20 protein-coding genes are annotated in these 18,558 nt (G+C 74.8%); 16 read left to right on the top strand and 4 right to left on the bottom strand.

The genetic code is table 11. The features are described from left to right. Window positions 1-16 precede the first annotated feature (16 nt). A complete protein-coding gene (locus ACWGKI_RS13260; protein WP_380245399.1) occupies window positions 17-823 on the bottom strand; it encodes a class I SAM-dependent DNA methyltransferase in 807 nt (268 codons plus the stop codon). Between the two features lie 207 nt (window positions 824-1,030). On the opposite strand from ACWGKI_RS13260, the gene mihF reads away from it, so the two are divergent. The 7 genes from mihF to ACWGKI_RS13225 all read left to right on the top strand — a co-directional run bounded on the left by mihF (window position 1,031) and on the right by ACWGKI_RS13225 (window position 8,028). Continuing rightward, window positions 1,031-1,342: an integration host factor, actinobacterial type gene (gene mihF / locus ACWGKI_RS13255; protein WP_380245398.1), complete on the top strand. Its 312-nt coding sequence runs from the start codon at window positions 1,031-1,033 to the stop codon at window positions 1,340-1,342. A 103-nt stretch (window positions 1,343-1,445) separates the two neighbouring features. Beyond that, complete coding sequence (gene gmk / locus ACWGKI_RS13250) at window positions 1,446-2,012, top strand: guanylate kinase (RefSeq protein ID WP_452187583.1); 567 nt, start codon at window positions 1,446-1,448, stop codon at window positions 2,010-2,012. A gap of 59 nt (window positions 2,013-2,071) precedes the next feature. Next, entirely contained in the window at window positions 2,072-2,389 is a 318-nt protein-coding gene (gene rpoZ / locus ACWGKI_RS13245; protein ID WP_380245396.1) for a DNA-directed RNA polymerase subunit omega, read from the top strand. Between the two features lie 43 nt (window positions 2,390-2,432). After that, window positions 2,433-3,677, top strand: a complete 1,245-nt coding sequence (coaBC, locus tag ACWGKI_RS13240) for a bifunctional phosphopantothenoylcysteine decarboxylase/phosphopantothenate--cysteine ligase CoaBC (RefSeq protein WP_452187572.1) — start codon at window positions 2,433-2,435, stop codon at window positions 3,675-3,677. A 75-nt stretch (window positions 3,678-3,752) separates the two neighbouring features. Next, window positions 3,753-4,970, top strand: coding sequence for a methionine adenosyltransferase (gene metK, locus ACWGKI_RS13235; RefSeq protein WP_380245394.1), 1,218 nt, complete (start codon window positions 3,753-3,755; stop codon window positions 4,968-4,970). Window positions 4,971-5,036: 66 nt separating this feature from the next. Then, on the top strand, window positions 5,037-7,376 hold the full coding sequence (locus ACWGKI_RS13230) for a primosomal protein N' (RefSeq protein WP_452187569.1): 2,340 nt from the start codon (window positions 5,037-5,039) through the stop codon (window positions 7,374-7,376). Between the two features lies 1 nt (window position 7,377). Continuing rightward, a complete protein-coding gene (locus ACWGKI_RS13225) occupies window positions 7,378-8,028 on the top strand; it encodes an HAD family hydrolase (protein ID WP_452187567.1) in 651 nt (216 codons plus the stop codon). On the opposite strand, the gene ACWGKI_RS13220 is transcribed toward ACWGKI_RS13225, so the two are convergent. Then, on the bottom strand, window positions 8,025-8,672 hold the full coding sequence (locus tag ACWGKI_RS13220) for a GNAT family N-acetyltransferase (RefSeq protein WP_452187565.1): 648 nt from the start codon (window positions 8,670-8,672) through the stop codon (window positions 8,025-8,027). The genes ACWGKI_RS13225 and ACWGKI_RS13220 overlap by 4 nt on opposite strands. A gap of 66 nt (window positions 8,673-8,738) precedes the next feature. Here ACWGKI_RS13220 and fmt point away from each other — a divergent pair, with 66 nt between their 5' ends. Together fmt and ACWGKI_RS13210 are read left to right on the top strand one after the other, a co-directional pair. Beyond that, entirely contained in the window at window positions 8,739-9,713 is a 975-nt protein-coding gene (gene fmt, locus ACWGKI_RS13215) for a methionyl-tRNA formyltransferase (RefSeq protein WP_380244862.1), read from the top strand. Continuing rightward, complete coding sequence (locus tag ACWGKI_RS13210; protein ID WP_452187563.1) at window positions 9,710-11,284, top strand: RsmB/NOP family class I SAM-dependent RNA methyltransferase; 1,575 nt, start codon at window positions 9,710-9,712, stop codon at window positions 11,282-11,284. The genes fmt and ACWGKI_RS13210 overlap by 4 nt, the downstream gene beginning before the upstream one ends. Before the next feature lie 20 nt (window positions 11,285-11,304). Here the strand turns inward: ACWGKI_RS13210 and ACWGKI_RS13205 are convergent, their stop codons facing one another. Continuing rightward, window positions 11,305-11,874 carry a GNAT family N-acetyltransferase gene (locus tag ACWGKI_RS13205; RefSeq protein ID WP_380244860.1) on the bottom strand — a complete coding sequence of 190 codons (570 nt, stop codon included), beginning with the start codon at window positions 11,872-11,874 and terminating at the stop codon, window positions 11,305-11,307. 38 nt (window positions 11,875-11,912) lie between these two features. On the opposite strand from ACWGKI_RS13205, the gene rpe reads away from it, so the two are divergent. The 4 genes from rpe (at window position 11,913) to ACWGKI_RS13185 (ending at window position 14,483) form a co-directional block, all read left to right on the top strand. Beyond that, complete coding sequence (gene rpe, locus ACWGKI_RS13200) at window positions 11,913-12,575, top strand: ribulose-phosphate 3-epimerase (RefSeq protein ID WP_452187560.1); 663 nt, start codon at window positions 11,913-11,915, stop codon at window positions 12,573-12,575. Between the two features lie 138 nt (window positions 12,576-12,713). After that, entirely contained in the window at window positions 12,714-12,977 is a 264-nt protein-coding gene (locus ACWGKI_RS13195) for a phosphoribosyl-ATP diphosphatase (RefSeq protein WP_380244858.1), read from the top strand. 99 nt (window positions 12,978-13,076) lie between these two features. Beyond that, window positions 13,077-13,925 (top strand): ATP phosphoribosyltransferase, encoded by an 849-nt coding sequence (gene hisG / locus ACWGKI_RS13190; protein ID WP_452187558.1) that lies wholly within the window; start codon window positions 13,077-13,079, stop codon window positions 13,923-13,925. A 69-nt stretch (window positions 13,926-13,994) separates the two neighbouring features. After that, complete coding sequence (locus ACWGKI_RS13185) at window positions 13,995-14,483, top strand: PH domain-containing protein (protein WP_452187556.1); 489 nt, start codon at window positions 13,995-13,997, stop codon at window positions 14,481-14,483. Window positions 14,484-14,555: 72 nt separating this feature from the next. Here the strand turns inward: ACWGKI_RS13185 and ACWGKI_RS13180 are convergent, their stop codons facing one another. After that, window positions 14,556-16,436, bottom strand: a complete 1,881-nt coding sequence (locus ACWGKI_RS13180) for a DEAD/DEAH box helicase (RefSeq protein WP_452187554.1) — start codon at window positions 16,434-16,436, stop codon at window positions 14,556-14,558. A gap of 233 nt (window positions 16,437-16,669) precedes the next feature. Here ACWGKI_RS13180 and ACWGKI_RS13175 point away from each other — a divergent pair, with 233 nt between their 5' ends. Genes ACWGKI_RS13175 through ACWGKI_RS13165 form a run of 3 tightly spaced genes read left to right on the top strand, consistent with a single transcriptional unit; the run spans window position 16,670 to window position 18,554 of the window. Then, on the top strand, window positions 16,670-17,296 hold the full coding sequence (locus ACWGKI_RS13175) for a CDP-alcohol phosphatidyltransferase family protein (protein WP_380243808.1): 627 nt from the start codon (window positions 16,670-16,672) through the stop codon (window positions 17,294-17,296). Further along, window positions 17,293-18,225 (top strand): DUF881 domain-containing protein, encoded by a 933-nt coding sequence (locus ACWGKI_RS13170; protein WP_452187551.1) that lies wholly within the window; start codon window positions 17,293-17,295, stop codon window positions 18,223-18,225. Before ACWGKI_RS13175 ends, ACWGKI_RS13170 begins: the two co-directional genes overlap by 4 nt. After that, window positions 18,222-18,554: a small basic family protein gene (locus tag ACWGKI_RS13165; RefSeq protein ID WP_380243806.1), complete on the top strand. Its 333-nt coding sequence runs from the start codon at window positions 18,222-18,224 to the stop codon at window positions 18,552-18,554. Before ACWGKI_RS13170 ends, ACWGKI_RS13165 begins: the two co-directional genes overlap by 4 nt. Window positions 18,555-18,558: the final 4 nt, after the last annotated feature.

Below are 18,558 nucleotides of genomic sequence, written 5' to 3'. Positions count from 1 at the left end.
CGTCGTGCCGTCGTCGTCAGGACGGCGCGTCGAGCCGCCAGACGGACACGTGCCGCTCGCTCTCGGCGGTGAACGGCGTGCCGTCCCAGTCCTCCCAGCGGCTGACGAGCCGCATCCCCGCGATCCGTGCCATGAGGTCGAGCTCGGCCGGCCAGACGTACCGGAAGGGGATCGACCGGAACCGGCCCGTGCCCGCCGGTCCGACCCGCACGTGGTTCGACGTGAACTGCTGCGTGGCGGTGTCGATCCGGTCGAAGCCCACGTACCCGCCGTCGTCGTCGGGCGCGACGGCGAAGGGCACGGTGTCCTGGCCGGGCGGCATGCGGCGCAGGGGCGGGACGCCGACCTCGACGACGAAGTGGCCTCCGGGCCGCAGGTGGGCGGCCGCGTTCCGGAAGCAGTCCACCTGGCCGTCCTGCGTGGTGACGTTCCCGATCGTGTTGAACACGAGGTAGGCGAGGGCGTACTCGCCCGGCACCCGGGCTCGGGTCATGTCCCCGACGGTCACGGCGACCCGGTCCCCGCCGGGCTTGTCCACGACGCGTGCGGCCATCGCACGGGACAGCTCGATGCCGTGCACGGGCACGCCTCGCAGCGCGAGGGGAGCGGCGACCCGGCCGGTGCCGACGGCGAGCTCGAGGGCCGCGCCGTCGCCCGCGAGCCGCGCGAGGACGTCCACGGTGCGCTCGACGACGCCGGCGTCGAACTCGGCGTCGGCGGAGGCGTCGTAGGCGGCCGCGACGCTCTCGGGGAACCACCCGTCGCGGGGGTCGTCGGGGCGCGGGGCGACGGGCCCGCCGGACGGTACGGGATCGGTCGGCATGGGTGTGACGGTAGGGGGCGGCGTGCGCCTGTGACGACCGAATTCCTCCCGAGCACGCCACCTGCGGAGATATCCTGACCCGTATGCCGCTTTCCTCCCGGTCGGCGGGCGGGACGGGACCCTCTACGGATTGCCGCCTTCGCAGGTCGTGGCTACTTTCGATGGAGCAGTTCCCTCATCAGCGGCTCGACAGAGTAGGTGACTTGCGTGGCTCTCCCCCCTCTCACCCCGGAACAGCGTGCAGCGGCCCTCGAGAAGGCGGCCGAGGCTCGGCGCGTCCGTGCCGAGATCAAGAACCGGTTGAAGTACTCCCAGGGCTCCCTCAAGGACGTGATCGAGCGGGGGCAGAAGGACGACGTCGTGGGCAAGCTCAAGGTCGTCTCGCTGCTCGAGTCGCTGCCCGGGGTCGGTAAGGTGAAGGCCCGGGCGATCATGGAGGAGATCGGGATCGCCGAGACCCGCCGGGTCCGTGGCCTCGGGCCGCACCAGGCTTCGGCGCTCATCGAGAGGTTTGGCTGACATTTCCGCACCACCCGCCGGCAGTCCGGCACCGCACCAGGCCTCCCAGCCTGTTCCCGAGGCCGCTCCCGGCACCGCGCACGCAGGAGCGACGCCGGCTCGCCTGACCGTGCTCGCCGGGCCCACCGCCGTGGGCAAGGGCACGGTCTCGGCAGACATCCGCGCGCGCTACCCCCAGGTGTGGCTGTCGGTGTCGGCGACGACACGTCCGCCGCGCCCGGGGGAGGTGCACGGCGTGCACTATCTCTTCGTCTCGCCCGAGGAGTTCGACCGGATGGTCGCCGAGGGGCAGATGCTCGAGTGGGCCGTCGTGCACGGCCGCAACCGGTACGGCACCCCTCGGGGGCCGGTCGAGCAGCACCTGGCGGCGGGCGTGCCGACGCTCCTGGAGATCGACCTGCAGGGGGCGCGGCAGGTGCGCGAGTCGATGCCGGAGGCGCACTTCGTGTTCCTGTCGCCGCCGAGCTTCGACGAGCTGGTGCGCCGCCTCGTCGGGCGTGGGACCGAGGACGCGGAGGAGCGTGAGCGCCGGTTGCGCACCGCACGGACCGAGCTGGCCGCGGAGGCGGAGTTCGACGTGACGATCGTCAACGACGACGTCACGCACGCCACCGACGAGCTGGCGCGCGTGATGGGCGTGACGTCGGCGGCGCCACAGGTCACGCGGTGATCGCGGGTAGGATGGACCGCTGAACCCCGCCCGTCCCTGAACTGTCTGGAGTGTGACCCATGGCCGGAACCGTGGCCCAGCCCATCGGCATCACCGACCCGCCCATCGACGAGCTGCTCGAGCGCACCGACTCGAAGTACGGCCTGGTGCTGTACGCGTCGCAGCGCGCCCGTCAGATCAACGCCTACTACTCGCAGCTCAACGAGGGCCTGCTGGAGAACGTGGGCCCGCTGGTCGAGACCCGCAACCAGGAGAAGCCGCTCTCCATCGCGATGCGCGAGATCAACGAGGGCCTGCTCGTCTCGACCCCGGTCGAGGAGAAGCCCGAGGGCGCTGCGGAGCCCGTCGCCGAGCCTGGCGACGAGATCACCTTCTGACGCGCGCCGCCGGTCGACGACGGTCGCGACGGGGTAGTCCGCGATGAGGATCCTGCTGGGCGTCAGCGGCGGCATCGCCGCGTACAAGGCGGTGCTGCTGCTGCGGCTGCTGCGGGAGGAGGGCCACGCGGTCCGGGTCATCCCGACCGCGTCGGCCCTTCGTTTCGTGGGTGCGCCGACGTTCGAGGCGCTGTCGGGCGAGCCCGTGACCGGTGAGGTGTTCGAGGACGTCGCGCACGTGCCGCACGTCGCGCTCGGGCAGGGCGCCGACCTCGTGGTCGTGGCCCCTGCCACGGCGGACCTGCTGGCGCGGGCCGCGGCCGGGCGTGCGGACGACCTCCTGACCTCGACGCTGCTCACCGCACGCTGCCCGGTCGTGATGGCGCCCGCCATGCACACCGAGATGTGGGAGCACCCTGCCACGCAGGCGAACGTCGCCACCCTGCGCGCGCGGGGCGTCGTCGTGATCGACCCGGCCAGCGGCCGCCTCACGGGCGCGGACACCGGGCCTGGGCGCCTCCCGGAGCCCGAGGAGATCGCCCGTGTCGCCCTGCAGTCGGTGCCGACGCCCGGCGCCGCGGTGCCTCGGGCCGGCGCGGGCGACCTCGCGGGCCGTCGCGTCGTCGTGTCCGCCGGGGGCACCCGGGAGCCCATCGACCCGGTGCGGTTCATCGGCAACCGCTCCAGCGGCCGCCAGGGCGCCGCGCTCGCCGAGGCGGCTCGCGCCCGCGGCGCCGCGGTGACGCTGGTCGCGGCGAACCTCGACGACGACGTGACCGCCGCCGCCCGTGCGGCCGGGGTGGTGGTCGTCCCGGTGGAGACCACGGCCGAGCTGCGCGACGCCGTCCGGGCCGGTGCCGAGGACGCCGACGTCGTCGTGATGGCCGCGGCCGTCGCGGACTTCCGCCCCGCGGAGGTGCCCTCCGCCAAGATCAAGAAGGTCCCCGGTTCCGGCCCTGCGCCGATCTCCCTCGTCGAGAACCCGGACGTGCTCGCCGAGCTCGCGCGGGACCGGCTGCGGCCGGGTCAGCTCGTGGTCGGGTTCGCGGCCGAGACGGGCGACGCGGACGGCTCGGTCCTCGAGCACGGCCGGAGCAAGGCACGCCGCAAGGGTGCCGACCTCCTCGCGGTGAACGCGGTGGGCGGCGGTCGGGGGTTCGGCGCGGCCACGAACGAGGTGACGATCCTCGACGGGCACGGCGAGGCGGTGGCCGAGGCGTCCGGGTCGAAGCGTGAGGTCGCCGACGCGATCTGGGACACCGTGATGAAGGCCTTGCCCAGCATCTGAGATCTTCCCGCGATGTGAGATGTCGGGCGCTGGGGTAGCCCTGGCGGAGGGTCCGGTGCCCGTAGGCTGTGCGGCATGACCGATGCGCTGCGCCTCTTCACGTCCGAGTCCGTGACCGAGGGACACCCGGACAAGGTGTGCGACCAGATCTCCGACGCGATCCTGGACGCGTTGCTCGCCCAGGACCCGCACTCGCGCGTGGCCGTGGAGACCATGGTGACCACGGGCCTGGTGCACGTGGCGGGCGAGGTCACCACGGACGCGTACGTCGAGATCCCGCAGATCGTGCGCGAGGTGGTGCGGCGTATCGGCTACACCTCGTCGGCGATCGGCTTCGACGGCGACTCGTGCGGGGTGTCGGTGTCCATCGGGCAGCAGTCCCCGGACATCGCGCAGGGCGTCGACAAGAGCCTCGAGGAGCGGGACGACTCCTCGGGCCCGGGCCACGACCACGACCCCCTCGACGCGCAGGGTGCGGGTGACCAGGGCCTGATGTTCGGCTACGCCTCCGACGAGACGCCGGCACTGATGCCGCTGCCCATCTGGACGTCGCACCGCCTGGCGGAGCGGCTCGCCGCCGTCCGCCGGTCGGGGGAGCTGCCCGGGCTGCGCCCCGACGGCAAGACGCAGGTGACGATCGCGTACGACGGCGACCGGCCGGTGCGGGTCGACACCGTGGTGCTGTCCACGCAGCACGACGCGGACATCGTGCAGGAGAAGCTGCAGCGCGAGGTGGCCGACCGGGTGATTGCCCCCGTGCTCGCTCAGGTGGCCGCGGAGACCGGCATCGAGACGGCGGGCGCGCGCCTCATCGTCAACCCCACGGGCAAGTTCGTGGTGGGTGGCCCGCAGGGCGACGCGGGGCTGACGGGCCGCAAGATCATCGTCGACACCTATGGCGGCATGGCCCGGCACGGTGGTGGCGCGTTCTCCGGCAAGGACCCGTCGAAGGTCGACCGGTCCGCGGCGTACGCGATGCGCTGGGTGGCCAAGAACGTGGTGGCGGCCGGGCTGGCACGCCGGTGCGAGGTGCAGGTCGCGTACGCGATCGGCAAGGCGCACCCCGTCGGGCTGTACGTCGAGACGTTCGGGACCGAGACCGTGCCGGTGGAGCGCATCTCCGCCGCGATCGACACGGTCTTCGACCTGCGCCCGGCCGCGATCATCCGCGACCTCGACCTGCTGCGCCCGGTGTACGCCGCCACCGCCGCCTACGGGCACTTCGGCCGCGACCTGCCCGGGTTCACCTGGGAGCGCACCGACCGCGTGGACGCCCTGCGCGCCGCCGTCTGACAGCCGTGCGACACCCGTCCGGGCTCCGTCGCCCGCGGCGTCGGCAGCGCGTGATGGGATGACCCCGTGAGCGACACCCCCGAGCCCGAGCAGCCTGCGCTGCTCGGGCTCGACGACGTCCCGGCCCCTCGCACCTCAGGGGGGAACGGCAGCGGTCAGCCTGACAAGCCCGGCAGGCGTGGCAAGGCAGGCAAGGGCGGGGGCAGGGCGGCGCTGGGCGTGACACCCGTCGCCGCGGAGCTCCCGGTGGCCCGCGTCGTGCTCGACCTGCAGCCTGCCCACCTGGACCGCCCCTACGACTACCTCGTGCCCGCGCCCATGGCGGACGACGCCCGGCCCGGCGTGCGCGTGCGGGCCCGGTTCGGGCCCCAGGAGGTGGCGGGCTACGTCGTCGAGCGTCGGGAGACGTCGGACCACGAGGGCCGTCTCGTGCCGCTGCGCCGCGTGGTGTCGGGGGACCCGGTGCTGTCGGAGCCGGTGCTGCGTCTGGCCCGGGCGGTCGCCGACCGGTATGCCGGCACCCTGGCGGACGTGCTGCGACTCGCCGTGCCGCCGCGGCACGCCCGGGTCGAGAAGGAGGTGCTCGCCGGGCTCGCGGCGGGGCGCGCGTCTGCGGAGCCGGCCGCTGGCCCGGCGGACCTCGCGCACCCGCCGGACGAGGCGGAGGAGGCGGAGGAGGCAGGGGAGGCGGACGAGGCGGGCGGGGCCGCTGGCGTGGACGGTGCGGGCGGCCTCCCTGGCGCGACCGTCGCGGTACCGGCGCCCGCGACCCCCGTCGTGGCGGGCCCGACGACCGCGTGGGCGTCCTACCGGGGCGGGGAGGCCTTCTGCCGGCACCTGCTGGCCGGGGAGGCGCCACGAGCCGTCTGGACCCCTCTGCCGGGCCTCGCGCCCCCCTCGGGCGACGGGCCCGCGCACGTGCCGCACTGGGCCGCCGCCGTGGCGCAGGCGGCACGGGCCACCGTCGCGGGCGGACGCCGGGTCCTGGTCGTCCTCCCGGACGCCCGCGACGTGGAGCGCACCGTCGCGGCCCTGACCGCCGAGGGGATCGGCGACGTGGTCCGGCTCCTGGCCGACGACGGGCCCGCTCCCCGCTACCGCGCGTTCCTGCGCGCACGGCACGGGCTGGCGGACGTCGTGGTCGGGACCCGGGCCGCGATGTTCGCCCCCGTGCCCGATCTCGGGCTCGTGGTGCTGTGGGGCGACGGGGAGGACACCCTCGCCGAGCCGCACGCGCCCTACCCCCACGCCCGCGACGTGCTCGCGCTGCGCAGCGACCTCGAGGACGCTGCGTACCTGCTCGCGTCGCCAGGCCGCACCGTCCAGGCGCAGGCCCTCCTGGCCTCCGGCTGGGCGCGCGAGATCGCCGCCCCCCGTGACGTCCTGCGGGCCCGCGCCCCCCGCGTCCGGGCCCTGACGTCCGTCGAGCTCGCCGCCGAGGGACCGGGCGCCGTCGCCCGCCTCCCCACCGCCGCGTGGCGCGCTGCCCGTGACGGCCTCACGCGCGGCCCCGTCCTCGTGCAGGTGCCCCGCACCGGCTACCTGCCCGTCGTCGCGTGCGCGCGCTGCCGCACGGCCGCCCGCTGCGCCGCGTGCCACGGCCCCCTCGGCATGCCCCGCCACGGGTCCGCGCCACAGTGCTCCTGGTGCGGCCGCCTCGCCGGCGGCTGGCGCTGCGACGAGTGCGGCGACACCCGCGTGCGGGCGGTACGGGTCGGCTCCGACCGGACCGCCGAGGAGCTCGGCCGCGCGTTCCCGGGCACCACCGTGCGGGTGTCCGCCTCCAACGCGCCCACGGGCGTGCTGGACCGGGTCGGTCCCGAGGCGGCGCTCGTCGTCGCCACCCCCGGGGCCGAGCCCGTCGCCGACGGCGGCTACGCCGCCGCCCTCCTCCTGGACGCCGCCGTCTCCACCGCCGGCACCGGCCTCGCCACCGCCACCGAGGCCGTGCACCGCTGGCTCGCCGCGGCAGCGCTCGTCCACCCCGCCCACGCCGGGGGACAGGTCCTCCTCGTCGGCGACGCCGCCCCCACCCCGACCGGCGCGCTCGTGCGCTACGACCCCGCAGGCCTCGCGGACCGGGAGCTCACCGAGCGCCGCGAGCTCGCCCTACCGCCCGCCGTCCGCGTCGCCGCCGTCACCGGCGACCGCGGCGCCGTCGACGCCCTCGTCAGCCGGGTCGCCCTCGCCGGCCCCGACACCGTCCTCGGTCCCGTCGAGCTGCCCGACGCCCCGGACCCCCGCCGCGGCAACACCCTCGAACCCCAGGTGCGCACCGTGCTGCGCGTCCCCCTCGCCCAGGGCGCCGACCTCGCCACCCAGCTGCGTGCTTCCCTGGCGGTGCGCTCCGCCCGCCGCGAGGGCGGCAGCGTGCGCGTGCAGGTCGACCCCAAGGAGATGCTCTGACATGACCGACGACACCCCCGCCCCCTCCGCGCCGCCCGTCGACACGCCGCCCATCGACACCGTCGTGCTCGACTTCGGCAACGTGCTGGTCGGCTGGGACCCGTACGGCGCGTTCCCCGCACGGTCCCGCACCGAGGTCGACGCATGGATGGCAGAGATCGACTTCCCCGCCTTCAACCTCGCCCAGGACGCCGGCCGCACCTGGTCCGACGCCCGCGCCACCCTCGCCGACCGACCCCACCTGCTGCCCCTGCTCGACGAGTACGTCGAGCACTTCGCCGCCACCCTCACCGGACCGGTCCCCGGCTCCGCCGCCCTCGTCGACGAGCTCGACGCCGCCGGCATCCGCCTCCTCGGCCTCACCAACTGGTCCGCCGAGCTGTTCAGGCACGCCGCCCCCGCGGCACCCGCCACCCGGCGCATGCAGCACGTCGTCGTCTCCGGCCGGGTGGGGCTCGCCAAGCCCGACCCCGCGATCTTCCACCACCTCGCCGCCACCCACGACGTCGACCCCGCCCGGACCGTGTTCGTCGACGACAGCCCCGCCAACGTCGCCACCGCAGACCGCCTGGGATACCGCACCGTCCGTTTCACCGACACCCCCGCGCTGCGCGCCGCCCTGCGCGACCTCGGGCTGCCCGTGCACGCCTAGACCGGCCAGTCCCTCCCGGGGGCCTCCTCCGGCGCCCGCAGCCCCACGCAGTCCCACCGCCAGAACGGGTCCGCGTACACCAGCGCCCCCGTCATCCACCCCTCGTGGCGCTCGCGGACCAGCACCTGGAACGCCGCCGCCGGGATCCGCTCCGACGGGGGCCGGAACCCTCGCTCACCGCCCGGCACGAACCCGAACCGGGGATAGAACCCCGGATGCCCCTCCAGGAACACCAACGGCTCCGGCCGGCCCGCCGTCCGGTCCAGCGCATGCCGCACCAGCGCCGAGCCCACACCCCCACCCTGCGCCCCCGGGGACACCGCGAGCGGGCTCAGCACCAGCACGTCCACCAGCCGCCGCGGGGCGTCCAGCCACGACCCCGTCAGGAGCACGTGCCCCACCACCTGCCCATCACGCTCCGCCACGAACGACAGGTCGCGCCACGCGAGGGACTCCCGCAACGCCCGCACCAGACGGACCACGCGCGCTCCCTCGTCGCCGAACGCCTCCCGCACCACCGCCTCCACCGCCGGCACGTCCGCAGCACGCTCCGCACGCAGGACGACGCCGTCCGGCACGCCCCCGCCGCCTGAGCCGCCCGCACCGTGCTCCTCGTGCCCCTCGCGCCCCTCGTCACCCGTCATGCCACGCACGCTAGGGCCCCTGGCGCTCGCGGACGCAGCACATTCGCGCACGACTACGATCGGGTGGTGCGCCTGCTCTTCGCCGGAACCCCCGAACCCGCCGTCCCGTCCCTGCGTGCCCTCCTGGGTTCCCGCCACGAGGTCGTCGCCGTCCTGACCCGCGCCGACGCGCCCGCCGGCCGCGGACGCCGCCTGGTGCCGAGCCCCGTCCGGCTGGCCGCCGAGGACGCCGGCGTGCCCGTCCTCACCGACCGCCCCCGCGGCGAGGAGTTCCTCGCCCGGCTGCGCGAGCTCGACGTCGACGCCGCCCCCGTCGTCGCCTACGGGCACCTCCTGCGCCCCGACGTCCTCGCGGTGCCCCGCCTCGGCTGGGTGAACCTGCACTTCTCGGTGCTGCCCGCCTGGCGGGGCGCCGCCCCCGTGCAGCACGCCGTCCTCGCGGGCGACGAGGTCACCGGCGCCACCACGTTCCTCCTCGACGAGGGCATGGACACCGGCCCCGTCCTCGGCACCACGACCGAGACCATCCGCCCGCGCGACACGTCAGGCGACCTCCTCGGCCGCCTCGCCGCGAGCGGCGCCGAGCTCCTCGTCGCCACCCTCGACGCGCTGGAGGACGGCACCCTCGCCCCCCAGCCCCAGCCCGCCGACGGAGCCTCCCTGGCACCGAAGGTCACCACGGACGACGCATACGTCCGCTGGGACGACCCCGCCCTCGCCGTCGACCGCCGCGTCCGCGCCGTCACCCCGGCCCCGGGCGCGTGGACCACGCTGCCCTCGACCACCGGGCCCGACGCCGCCCCCGGAGCACGCCTCGGCCTCGGCCCGGTCTCCCCGCGGCCCGAGGTCACCGACCTCGCCCCAGGCGAGGTACGGGTGGGCAAGAAGGAAGTCCTGGTCGGCACCGCGACCCACGCCGTCGTGCTCGGGCTGGTGCAACCCGTGGGCAAGAAGCCCATGCCGGCAGCGGACTGGGCCCGCGGAGCCCGAGGGCTGTTCTCCGCCGACTCCGGCGCGCGACTCGGGCAGGACGCCCGATGACCGGCGAGCGACGGGGCAACGGCACCCACCGCGGCCCCGACCGAGACAACAACCGAGACACCAACCGAGACACCAAGGGCCGCCAGCGCGGCGCAGCCCGCGCACGCGGCGACGTGCACCGCAGCGCCCAGGCGCCGGGCGAGCGCCGCCGCCGCACCGACCCCGCCCGCACCGCCGCCTACGACGTCCTGCGACAGGTGGACGGCTCAGACGCCTACGCCAACCTCGTGCTGCCACCCCTCCTGCGCGAGCGCCGCATCACCGCCCGGGACGCCGCCTTCGCCACCGAGCTCGCCTACGGCACCCTCCGGCTGCGCGGCCGCTACGACGCGATCCTCGCCCGCTGCGTCTCGCGCCCCCTCGACCAGCTCGACCCCGAGGTGCTCGACGTCCTGCGCCTCGGCGCCCACCAGGTCCTCGGGATGCGCGTCCCCGCGCACGCCGCCGTCTCCGAGACGGTCGCCCTCGCCCGCGACCGCGTCGGCGCCGGACCCGCCCAGATGGTCAACGCCGTCCTGCGCGCCGTCGGCCGCACCCCCCTCGAAGACTGGCTCGCCCGCCTCACCGACGAAGCACCCGACCCCGTCACCGGACTGGCGACCACCGGCTCCCACCCCGTGTGGATCACCCGCGCCCTGCGCGAGGCTCTCGCCGGCCACGGCCGCAGCCCGGACGAGATCGGCACCCTCCTCGACGCCGACAACACGGCACCACGGGTCACCCTCGTCGCCCGCCCCGGCCTCGCCGACCCCCGCGAGCTCACGCAGCAGGCCGCTGACACCGACGTCCGGCTCGACGCCGGTCGCTGGGCACCCACCGCCCTCGTCCTCGCCGGAGGCAGCGACCCGGCCGCCCTGCCCGCCGTCGCCGACGCCCGCGCGGGAGTCCAGGACGAGGGATCACAGCTCGTCACGCTCGCGCTCGCAGCCGCACCCCTGGACGGCCCCGACGCGCGCTGGCTCGACCTGTGCGCAGGGCCCGGAGGCAAGGCCGCCCTCCTCGCCGCGCTCGCGGGCCAGCGGGGCGCCACCCTGGTCGCGAACGAGGTGGCACCGCACCGCGCACGGCTCGTGGAGCGTGCCCTGCGCGCCGTCCCGGAGGCTGTCGTGGAGCGGGTGCGCACGGGCGACGGCCGCGAGGTCGGGGCCGAGGAGCCCGCGGCGTACGACCGCGTCCTCGTCGACGCGCCGTGCACCGGCCTCGGTGCCCTGCGGCGCCGTCCCGAGTCGCGGTGGCGGCGGACCCCGGCGGACCTCGGCACCCTCACCGTGCTGCAGCGCGAGCTGCTGGCCTCCGCTCTCGACGCGGTGCGGCCCGGCGGGGTCGTGGCCTACGTGACGTGCTCGCCCCACCTGGCCGAGACCAGGCTCGTGGTCGACGACGTCCTGCGCCGTCGCGACGACGCCGAGCGCGTCGACGCCCGTGCGGTGGTGCGGCAGGCGCTCGTCCCCGGCGCGGACCTCGACCTCGGAGCCGCCGACGGCGGCGCACAGGGGCTGGACGTCCAGCTGTGGCCCCACGTGCACGGAACGGACGCGATGCACCTCACGCTGCTGCGCCGCACGCGCTGAGGACCTGCGGGGGCGCGGCGTCAGACGAGGGTGCGCTGCAGCAGCATCGTGCTCACGGACCGGCCGTGCTTGACGCCGACGTCGCGCAGCACGCCCGCCACCTCGAAGCCGAGCCGCCGGTGCAGGGGGAGCGAGCCGGCGGCGGCAGGGTCGTCCGCCACGACGGCGACGACCTGGCGCACGCCGGCCAGGGAGCAGGCGTCGAGCAGCGCGGAGAGCAGGCGCGTCCCGACGCCGCGCCCCTGGGCGGAGGGGGCGAGGTAGACGGTGTCCTCGACCGTGTAGCGGTAGGCCGCCTTCGGGCGCCAGGGGGAGACGTAGGCGTACCCGACGACCTCGCCGTCCAGCTCCGCGACGAGGAACGGCAGCCCACGCGCTGCGAGGTCGGCGAGCCGTTGCCGCCAGACCTCGACGTCCGGCGGCTGCTCGTCGAAGGTCACGGCCGTGCCGGTCACGTAGGGCTCGAGGATCGCCGCGACTACCGGGAGGTCGGCGGTCTCGGCGGGCCGGACGACGGGCCGCGCTGCGGGGGCAGGTACGGGCGACTCCCCTGCGGGGGCGGGTCCGGCGGGGGAGGGGATCGGTGGCACGGGGCGAGCGTAGTGGGTGCCGCGCCTAGGCTGGGCGCATGCCTGCGCTGATCAACCCGAGCATCCTGTCGGCCGACTTCGCGAACCTCGAGCGCGACCTGGGGGCCATCTCCACCGCCGACTACGCCCACGTCGACGTGATGGACAACCACTTCGTGCCGAACCTCACGCTGGGGTTGCCGGTCTTCGAGCGGCTCGCCCAGGTCTCGCCGGTGCCGCTCGACGCGCACCTGATGATCGCCGACCCGGACCGCTGGGCCCCCGCGTACGCGGAGGCGGGGGCGGCGTCGGTCACGTTCCACGCGGAGGCCGCGACAGCCCCGGTGCGGCTCGCGCGCGAGCTGCGACGGCTCGGGGCACGGGCCGGCGTCGCGCTGCGGCCTGCGACGCCGGTGGAGCCTTTCCTCGACCTGCTCGGCGAGATCGACATGATCCTCGTCATGACGGTGGAGCCAGGCTTCGGCGGCCAGTCCTTCATCGACGGCACGCTCCCCAAGATCCGCCGGGCGCGGCAGGCCGTGGGGGAGTCGGGGCTGGACGTCTGGATCCAGGTCGACGGGGGAGTGTCACGCGACACGATCGAGCGTGCTGCGGACGCGGGCGCCAACGTCTTCGTCGCCGGGTCGGCGGTGTACGGGGCTGACGACGTGCCGGGCGAGATCGCCGCGCTGCGGGAGCTCGCCTCCCAGCACGCGCACTGAGACCCCACGGGGGCAGGACGTGCACTCTTCGTCCTCCGATAAAAATAGTGTGCCAAGCGTCCTGAACAACCGGAACTCACCGTCCCGAGGACCGGAACCCAGCACGGAGGCCGGGGCCCCGGCGACTAGGCTGGGCGGGTGAAGACGTTCGACTCCCTGTTCGCCGAGCTGACCGAGAAGGCCTCCACCCGCCCCGCGGGGTCGGGGACCGTGGCCGAGCTGGACGCCGGCGTGCATGCGATCGGCAAGAAGATCGTGGAGGAGGCGGCCGAGGTCTGGATGGCCGCCGAGCACGAGACCGACGAGGCCGCCGCGGAGGAGATCTCGCAGCTGCTGTACCACCTGCAGGTGCTGATGCTGGCCAAGGGACTGACGCTCGAGGACGTGTACACGCATCTGTGAGCGCCCGGGCCGGGGCCGCACCGTCATCGGTGCGGCCCCGTCGTCCGTCGCGCGCGCCCAGACGCCCGACACGCCACGACCCAGAACGAGGTATCCGCTGTGCTCCGTATCGCCGTCCCCAACAAGGGCTCCCTGTCCGTCCCCGCCTCCGACATGCTGCGCGAGGCGGGCTACCGCCAGCGTCGCGACACCCGTGAGCTCGTCCTCGCCGACCCGGACAACGGCGCCGAGTTCTTCTTCCTGCGCCCTCGGGACGTGGCCGTCTACGTCGGTTCCGGCACCGTCGACGTGGGCATCACCGGCCGCGACCTGCTGCTGGACTCCGGCGCGGACGCGGTGGAGCACCTCCCGCTGGGCTTCGCGGCGTCGACGTTCCGCTTCGCGGCCCCGGCCGGGACGGTGACGGACGTCGCACAGGTCGCCGGTCGCCGCGTCGCCTCGTCGTACGACACGCTGGTGCGCACCTACCTGCGGGAGCGGGGGATCGAGCCGGCGGCGGTCGTGCACCTCGACGGGGCGGTCGAGAGCTCCGTACGCCTCGGGGTGGCGGACGTCATCGCGGACGTCGTCGAGACGGGGACGACGCTGCGCGCCGCCGGCCTGGAGGTCTTCGGCGAGCCGATCCTGCGGTCCGAGGCGCTGCTGATCCGGCGCGCCGGGGCCGAGGAGCCGGCCGGCCTCGAGGTCCTCACCCGGCGCCTGCAGGGCGTCATCACCGCGCACGAGTACGTCCTCATGGACTACGACGTGCCCGTCGGCCTGGTCGACGCCGCCGTGGCCGTGACCCCGGGCTTCGAGTCCCCGACGGTGTCGCCGCTGCACAACGGCGAGTGGGCGGCCGTGCGGTCCATGGTGAAGCGCACGGAGACCAACCGGGTGATGGACGCCCTCTACGAGGTCGGGGCGCGCGGCATCATCGTGACGTCGATCCACGCGAGCCGGCTGTGACTCCGTCGTCCCCGCCGCCCGCGACGGCCGCCCTGTCGAGCGAGCCCTGACAGTGGCAGCGTGGTGGGCATGAGCGCCTCCCACGAGCCGCACGACGTGGCCCGCAGCGGTCCTGACGGCGCCCGCTTCCGTACGTTCCGCCCCCGGTGGGGACGAGCTGCCGCCTGGTTCGTGTGGGTGTTCGCCGCCCTGGGCAGCGTGGTGGTGGGGTTGAGCGCGAACGGCCCGCTCGGTGCCGCCGGCGTGAGCAAGGCGTCGTTCGTGGCCTTCGCCCTCGCCGTCACCTGGCTGATGTGGCGGCTCGGCGGCGTGCACGCGGTCCCGTCGCCGGAGGGTCTGCGCGTCCGCAACCTCATCCACACGAGGACCCTGGCGTGGCCCGAGATCGTCGAGGTGCGCCTCGGCCCCGACGACCCGTGGGTGCGCCTGGACCTCGCCGACGGCGGCACGATCGCGGTCATGGGGATCCAGCGCGCCGACGGACAGCGGGGCATGGCGGAGGCCCGACGGCTGCGTGGCCTCGTCGTCAGCCTGGGGGAGACGCCCGACCGCACCTGAGCCGTACGCCTGCCGAGAACGACGAACGCCCGCGAGCCGTACGGCTCGCGGGCGTTCGTGCGTGGGCTTCCGTCAGGCGGTGCGGACCGGACGACGGTCGGTGTGGGGGCGCTCCGTGCGCGGGGCGCGACGCTCCGGGGCGCCCTTGTCGAGGGAGATGCGCAGGGCCTTGCCCGCGACGTGCGCACGACCGATGCGGGTCATCGTCGCGTCGTCGAGCGGCCGGGTGATGTCCACCAGCGAGAAGTTCCCGAAGATGTCGATCTTGCCGATGTCGCCGCCGGACAGGCCGCCCTCGTTCGTGAGCGCGCCCACGATGCCGCGCGGCTGCGCCCCGTGGGTGTGGCCGACCGAGATGCGGTAGCGGGTGCCGGCGGCGGGGCGGCGGATGCCCCGCCCGCGGTCGTCGGCGCCGCGGTCCCCGCGGGGGTGGCGGCCCGTGCGGTCGCCGTCACGCTCCGTGCGCTCGGCACGGTGCGTCTCGCGGGTGCGCCCGCCCTTGGCCTCCGCACGCTCGCGCTCGTGCTCCTCCTGCGCGGCACGCTGCTCCGGGCCGTCGTCCCCGACCGCGAGCGCCAGGAGGGCGGCGGCGAGCTGGAGGGCGTCGTCGCCGTCGGTGGCGGGGGTGTCGGGGTTCCCGGAGGTGCGCTCCTTGAGCATCTGCGTGTAGAGGTCGAGGCGCCCGGCGTCGACGCGTGCGGCGACGGCGTCCAGGAGTCGGCGGGCGCGGTGCTCGGAGACGTCGCGGGGCGAGGGGATGTCGACCTCGGTGAGCGACGCGCGGATGGTGCGCTCGATGTGCTTGAGCTTGCCGCGCTCGTGGGGGGTGACGAAGGAGAGGGCGCGGCCGGTGCGGCCGGCGCGGCCGGTGCGGCCGATGCGGTGCACGTAGGCCTCGGCCTCGCGAGGGATGTCGAAGTTGACGACGAGGCCGATGCGGTCGACGTCGAGGCCGCGGGCTGCGACGTCGGTGGCGACGAGGACGTCGAGGGCGCCGGAGCGGAGGCGCTCGACGATCTTCTCGCGCTCCTTCTGGGCGACGTCGCCGGAGATGGTGGCGGCGGAGGTGCCGCGCTCCACGAGGGCGGCGCCGACTTCTTCGGCGTCCTTGCGGGTGCGGGTGAAGACGATGGTCGCGTCGGCGTCGGAGGTGGCGAGGACGCGAGCGAGGGAGCCGATCTTGTGGCGGAAGGGCACGACGGCGTAGGACTGCTCGACGGTCGAGACGGTGGAGGACTGTCGGGAGACGGCGATCGCGACGGGGTTGGTGAGGTGGGTCTCGGCCACGGCGCGGATGGCGGGGGGCATGGTCGCGGAGAAGAGGGCGACCTGTCGCTGGGCGGGGGCCTGGCCGAAGATGGTCTCGACGTCCTCGGCGAAGCCCATGCGGAGCATCTCGTCGGCCTCGTCGAGGACGAGGAAGCGGACGCCGTCGAGGGAGAGGGTGCCGCGTTCCATGTGGTCCATGACGCGGCCGGGGGTGCCGACGACGACGTGGACGCCTTCGCGGAGCGCGCGCTGCTGCGGCTGGTAGGGGGAGCCGCCGTACACGGAGGTGACGCGCACCTGGGGCAGGTGGGTGGCGAAGGACTCGATGGCGTCGGCGACCTGGAGCGCGAGCTCGCGGGTGGGGGCGAGGACGAGGGCCTGGACGTGGCCGTTGCGGACGTCGGCGTCGGCGTCGAGGGCGGCGAGGAGCGGGATGCCGAAGGCGGCGGTCTTGCCGGTGCCGGTCTGGGCGACGCCGGTGATGTCGCGGCCGGCGAGGAGCTCGGGGATGGCGCGTGCCTGGATGGGCGACGGGGTGGTGAACCCGAGGTCGTCGACGGCGGCCTGGAGGGCGGCGGGGAGGCCGAGCTCGGAGAAGGTGGGGCCTGCGGGGGCGGTCTGCTCGGCCGTGGCCGGCGTGGTGGCGGACTGCTCGGTGGGCAGGGTGGAGTCAAGGGTGCTCAAGGCGGTAACCGTTCCGTCGGTGGGGGGAAGGAGTCCTGCGTCGCCGAGATGGCGATGCGGTCGCTCTGTCCCGGACACACACCAGCCCCGCTCTTGGACGGGGCGCAACGAACACGCGGGAGGCACGACGAACTCCGAAGGTGTGTCCAGTCTACGCGGTGGGTGGGCAGGCGGTCCCGCGGGGGGTCGGTGAGTTCGGCCACTGCGCTGGGAGCGGTGCGTAGGATGTGCGGGTGCACGAGGGCCAGGACATCAGCAGCCGGGTCTTCACGATCCCTAATGTGGTGAGCCTGCTGCGACTGGCGCTGGTGCCGGTCTTCGCGGTGCTGATCGTGGCGGGCGAGGACGTGTGGGCCCTGGCCGTCCTGGCGTTCTCGGGTTTCACGGACTGGCTCGACGGTGTGCTCGCCCGGCGCCTGAACCAGGTGACGCGGCTGGGGCAGATGCTGGACCCGGCGGCGGACCGCCTCTTCATCTTCGTCACCCTCGCCGGTCTGGCGTGGCGGGACATCATCCCCCTGTGGCTGCTCGTGGTGATCGTGGGTCGCGACGTGATGCTGATGTGCCTGCTGCCGGTGCTGACGCGGCACGGGTACGGGCCGTTGCCGGTGAGCTTCGTGGGCAAGGCGGGCACGTTCGCCCTGCTGTACGCGTTCCCGCTGCTGCTCCTGGCGACGGTGCCGGGCGCGGTGGGTTCGGCCGCGCACGTCGTGGGGTGGGCGTTCACCTGGTGGGGCGTGGCCCTGTACTGGGTCGCCGGTGTGCAGTACGTGCGACAGGCGCGTGAGCTGGTCGGGGCCGCGAGCGCCGGGCCGGGTGCCGGTGGTGCTGCGGGTGGTGGCGGGGAGGAGCGCGCGTGACGGTCGTGGGTCGCCCGCCGGGTCGGCGGCGTCCGGACGAGTCGATGACCCTGCTGGTCGAGGTGATGGAGAAGCCTCTCGACCCGGGGTACGCCGAGGCTGCGGAGCGCAGGGCGGCGGCGCAGCGGGACGGTCTGCCGACCCGGCGGCGCGGGCTGGGCGTGGTGCTGCTGGTGCTGGTCGCGATCCTGTTGGGGCTGCTGACGGTGTCGGCGGCGCGGCAGTTGCGAGCGCCGCAGGCGGACGTGGCGGCGGCGCGCGAGGTGCTGGAGTCGCAGATCGTGGACCGGCGGGCCGAGGTGGAGGCCCTGCAGCGGCGGTCGGTGGCGGCGAGCGACGAGATCGAGGCGCTGCAGCATGCTGCGCTCGCCAGCGAGGACCCGGCGCTGTTGCAGACGTTGCAGCTCGACGCGGTGGTCAGCGGCTCTGCTGCGGTGTCGGGCGAGGGGCTCGTGGTGAGCCTGTCGGACGGGGACGCGGCGCAGTCGGAGACGGATCCCGACCCGAGCGCGCGGGTGCGGGACGCGGACGTGCAGACGGTGGTGAACGCCTTGTGGGCGGCGGGTGCGGAGGCGATCTCCGTGGACGACCAGCGGCTCACGTCGTTGTCGGCCGTCCGGAACGCGGGGGACGCGATCCTGGTGGACCTGGTGCCGCTGCCCGGGCCGACGTACGTCATCCGTGCGATCGGTGACCCTGACGCGATGCAGACCGCGTACGCTCGGTCCGGCGCGCCCGCCTACCTGCAGCTGTTGGGGTCGCGTTACGGGATCGGGTCGTCCGTCACCCCGCAGAGCGACCTGTCGCTCCCGGGGGTCGGGACCCAGACCTTGAGGATTGCGGAGCCGTCAGGTGCGGGGGACTCCTCGCAGCCGGGCGGTGAATCGTCCGGGACTCCGTCGTCCGACACCGAGGAGGAACGCCCATGATCGCTGCGATCGGGCTCGTGATCGGCGTGGTGGCCGGTCTGGTGCTGCAGCCGACCGTGCCGGTGGGGCTGCAGCCCTACCTGCCGATCGCCGTCGTCGCCGCGCTCGACGCCCTGTTCGGTGGCCTGCGCGCCAAGCTCGACGGTCTGTTCGACGACAAGGTCTTCCTCGTGTCGTTCCTGTCGAACGTGCTGGTCGCGGCGTTCATCGTCTTCCTGGGCGACCAGCTCGGTGTGGGTGCGCAGCTGTCGACCGCGGTCGTGGTGGTGCTCGGCATCCGCATCTTCTCGAACGCCGCGGCGATCCGCCGCCACCTGTTCAAGGCGTGACGGG

This window comes from Isoptericola sp. NPDC055881 (genome assembly GCF_053615895.1).
Note: the sequence above shows the minus strand (reverse complement) of the source record. Positions and strands in the feature narration are given on the sequence as shown.

Bases quoted from the DNA above. Each gene is read 5' to 3' on its own strand.
- ACWGKI_RS13165 (WP_380243806.1), top strand. From the start codon at position 18,222: ATGATCGCTGCGATCGGGCTCGTGATCGGCGTGGTGGCCGGTCTGGTG.
- ACWGKI_RS13225 (WP_452187567.1), top strand. From the start codon at position 7,378: ATGACCGACGACACCCCCGCCCCCTCCGCGCCGCCCGTCGACACGCCG.
- ACWGKI_RS13210 (WP_452187563.1), top strand. From the start codon at position 9,710: ATGACCGGCGAGCGACGGGGCAACGGCACCCACCGCGGCCCCGACCGA.
- rpe (WP_452187560.1), top strand. From the start codon at position 11,913: ATGCCTGCGCTGATCAACCCGAGCATCCTGTCGGCCGACTTCGCGAAC.
- coaBC (WP_452187572.1), top strand. From the start codon at position 2,433: ATGAGGATCCTGCTGGGCGTCAGCGGCGGCATCGCCGCGTACAAGGCG.
- rpoZ (WP_380245396.1), top strand. From the start codon at position 2,072: ATGGCCGGAACCGTGGCCCAGCCCATCGGCATCACCGACCCGCCCATC.
- ACWGKI_RS13220 (WP_452187565.1), bottom strand. From the start codon at position 8,672: ATGACGGGTGACGAGGGGCGCGAGGGGCACGAGGAGCACGGTGCGGGC.
- ACWGKI_RS13185 (WP_452187556.1), top strand. From the start codon at position 13,995: ATGAGCGCCTCCCACGAGCCGCACGACGTGGCCCGCAGCGGTCCTGAC.
- metK (WP_380245394.1), top strand. From the start codon at position 3,753: ATGACCGATGCGCTGCGCCTCTTCACGTCCGAGTCCGTGACCGAGGGA.
- ACWGKI_RS13260 (WP_380245399.1), bottom strand. From the start codon at position 823: ATGCCGACCGATCCCGTACCGTCCGGCGGGCCCGTCGCCCCGCGCCCC.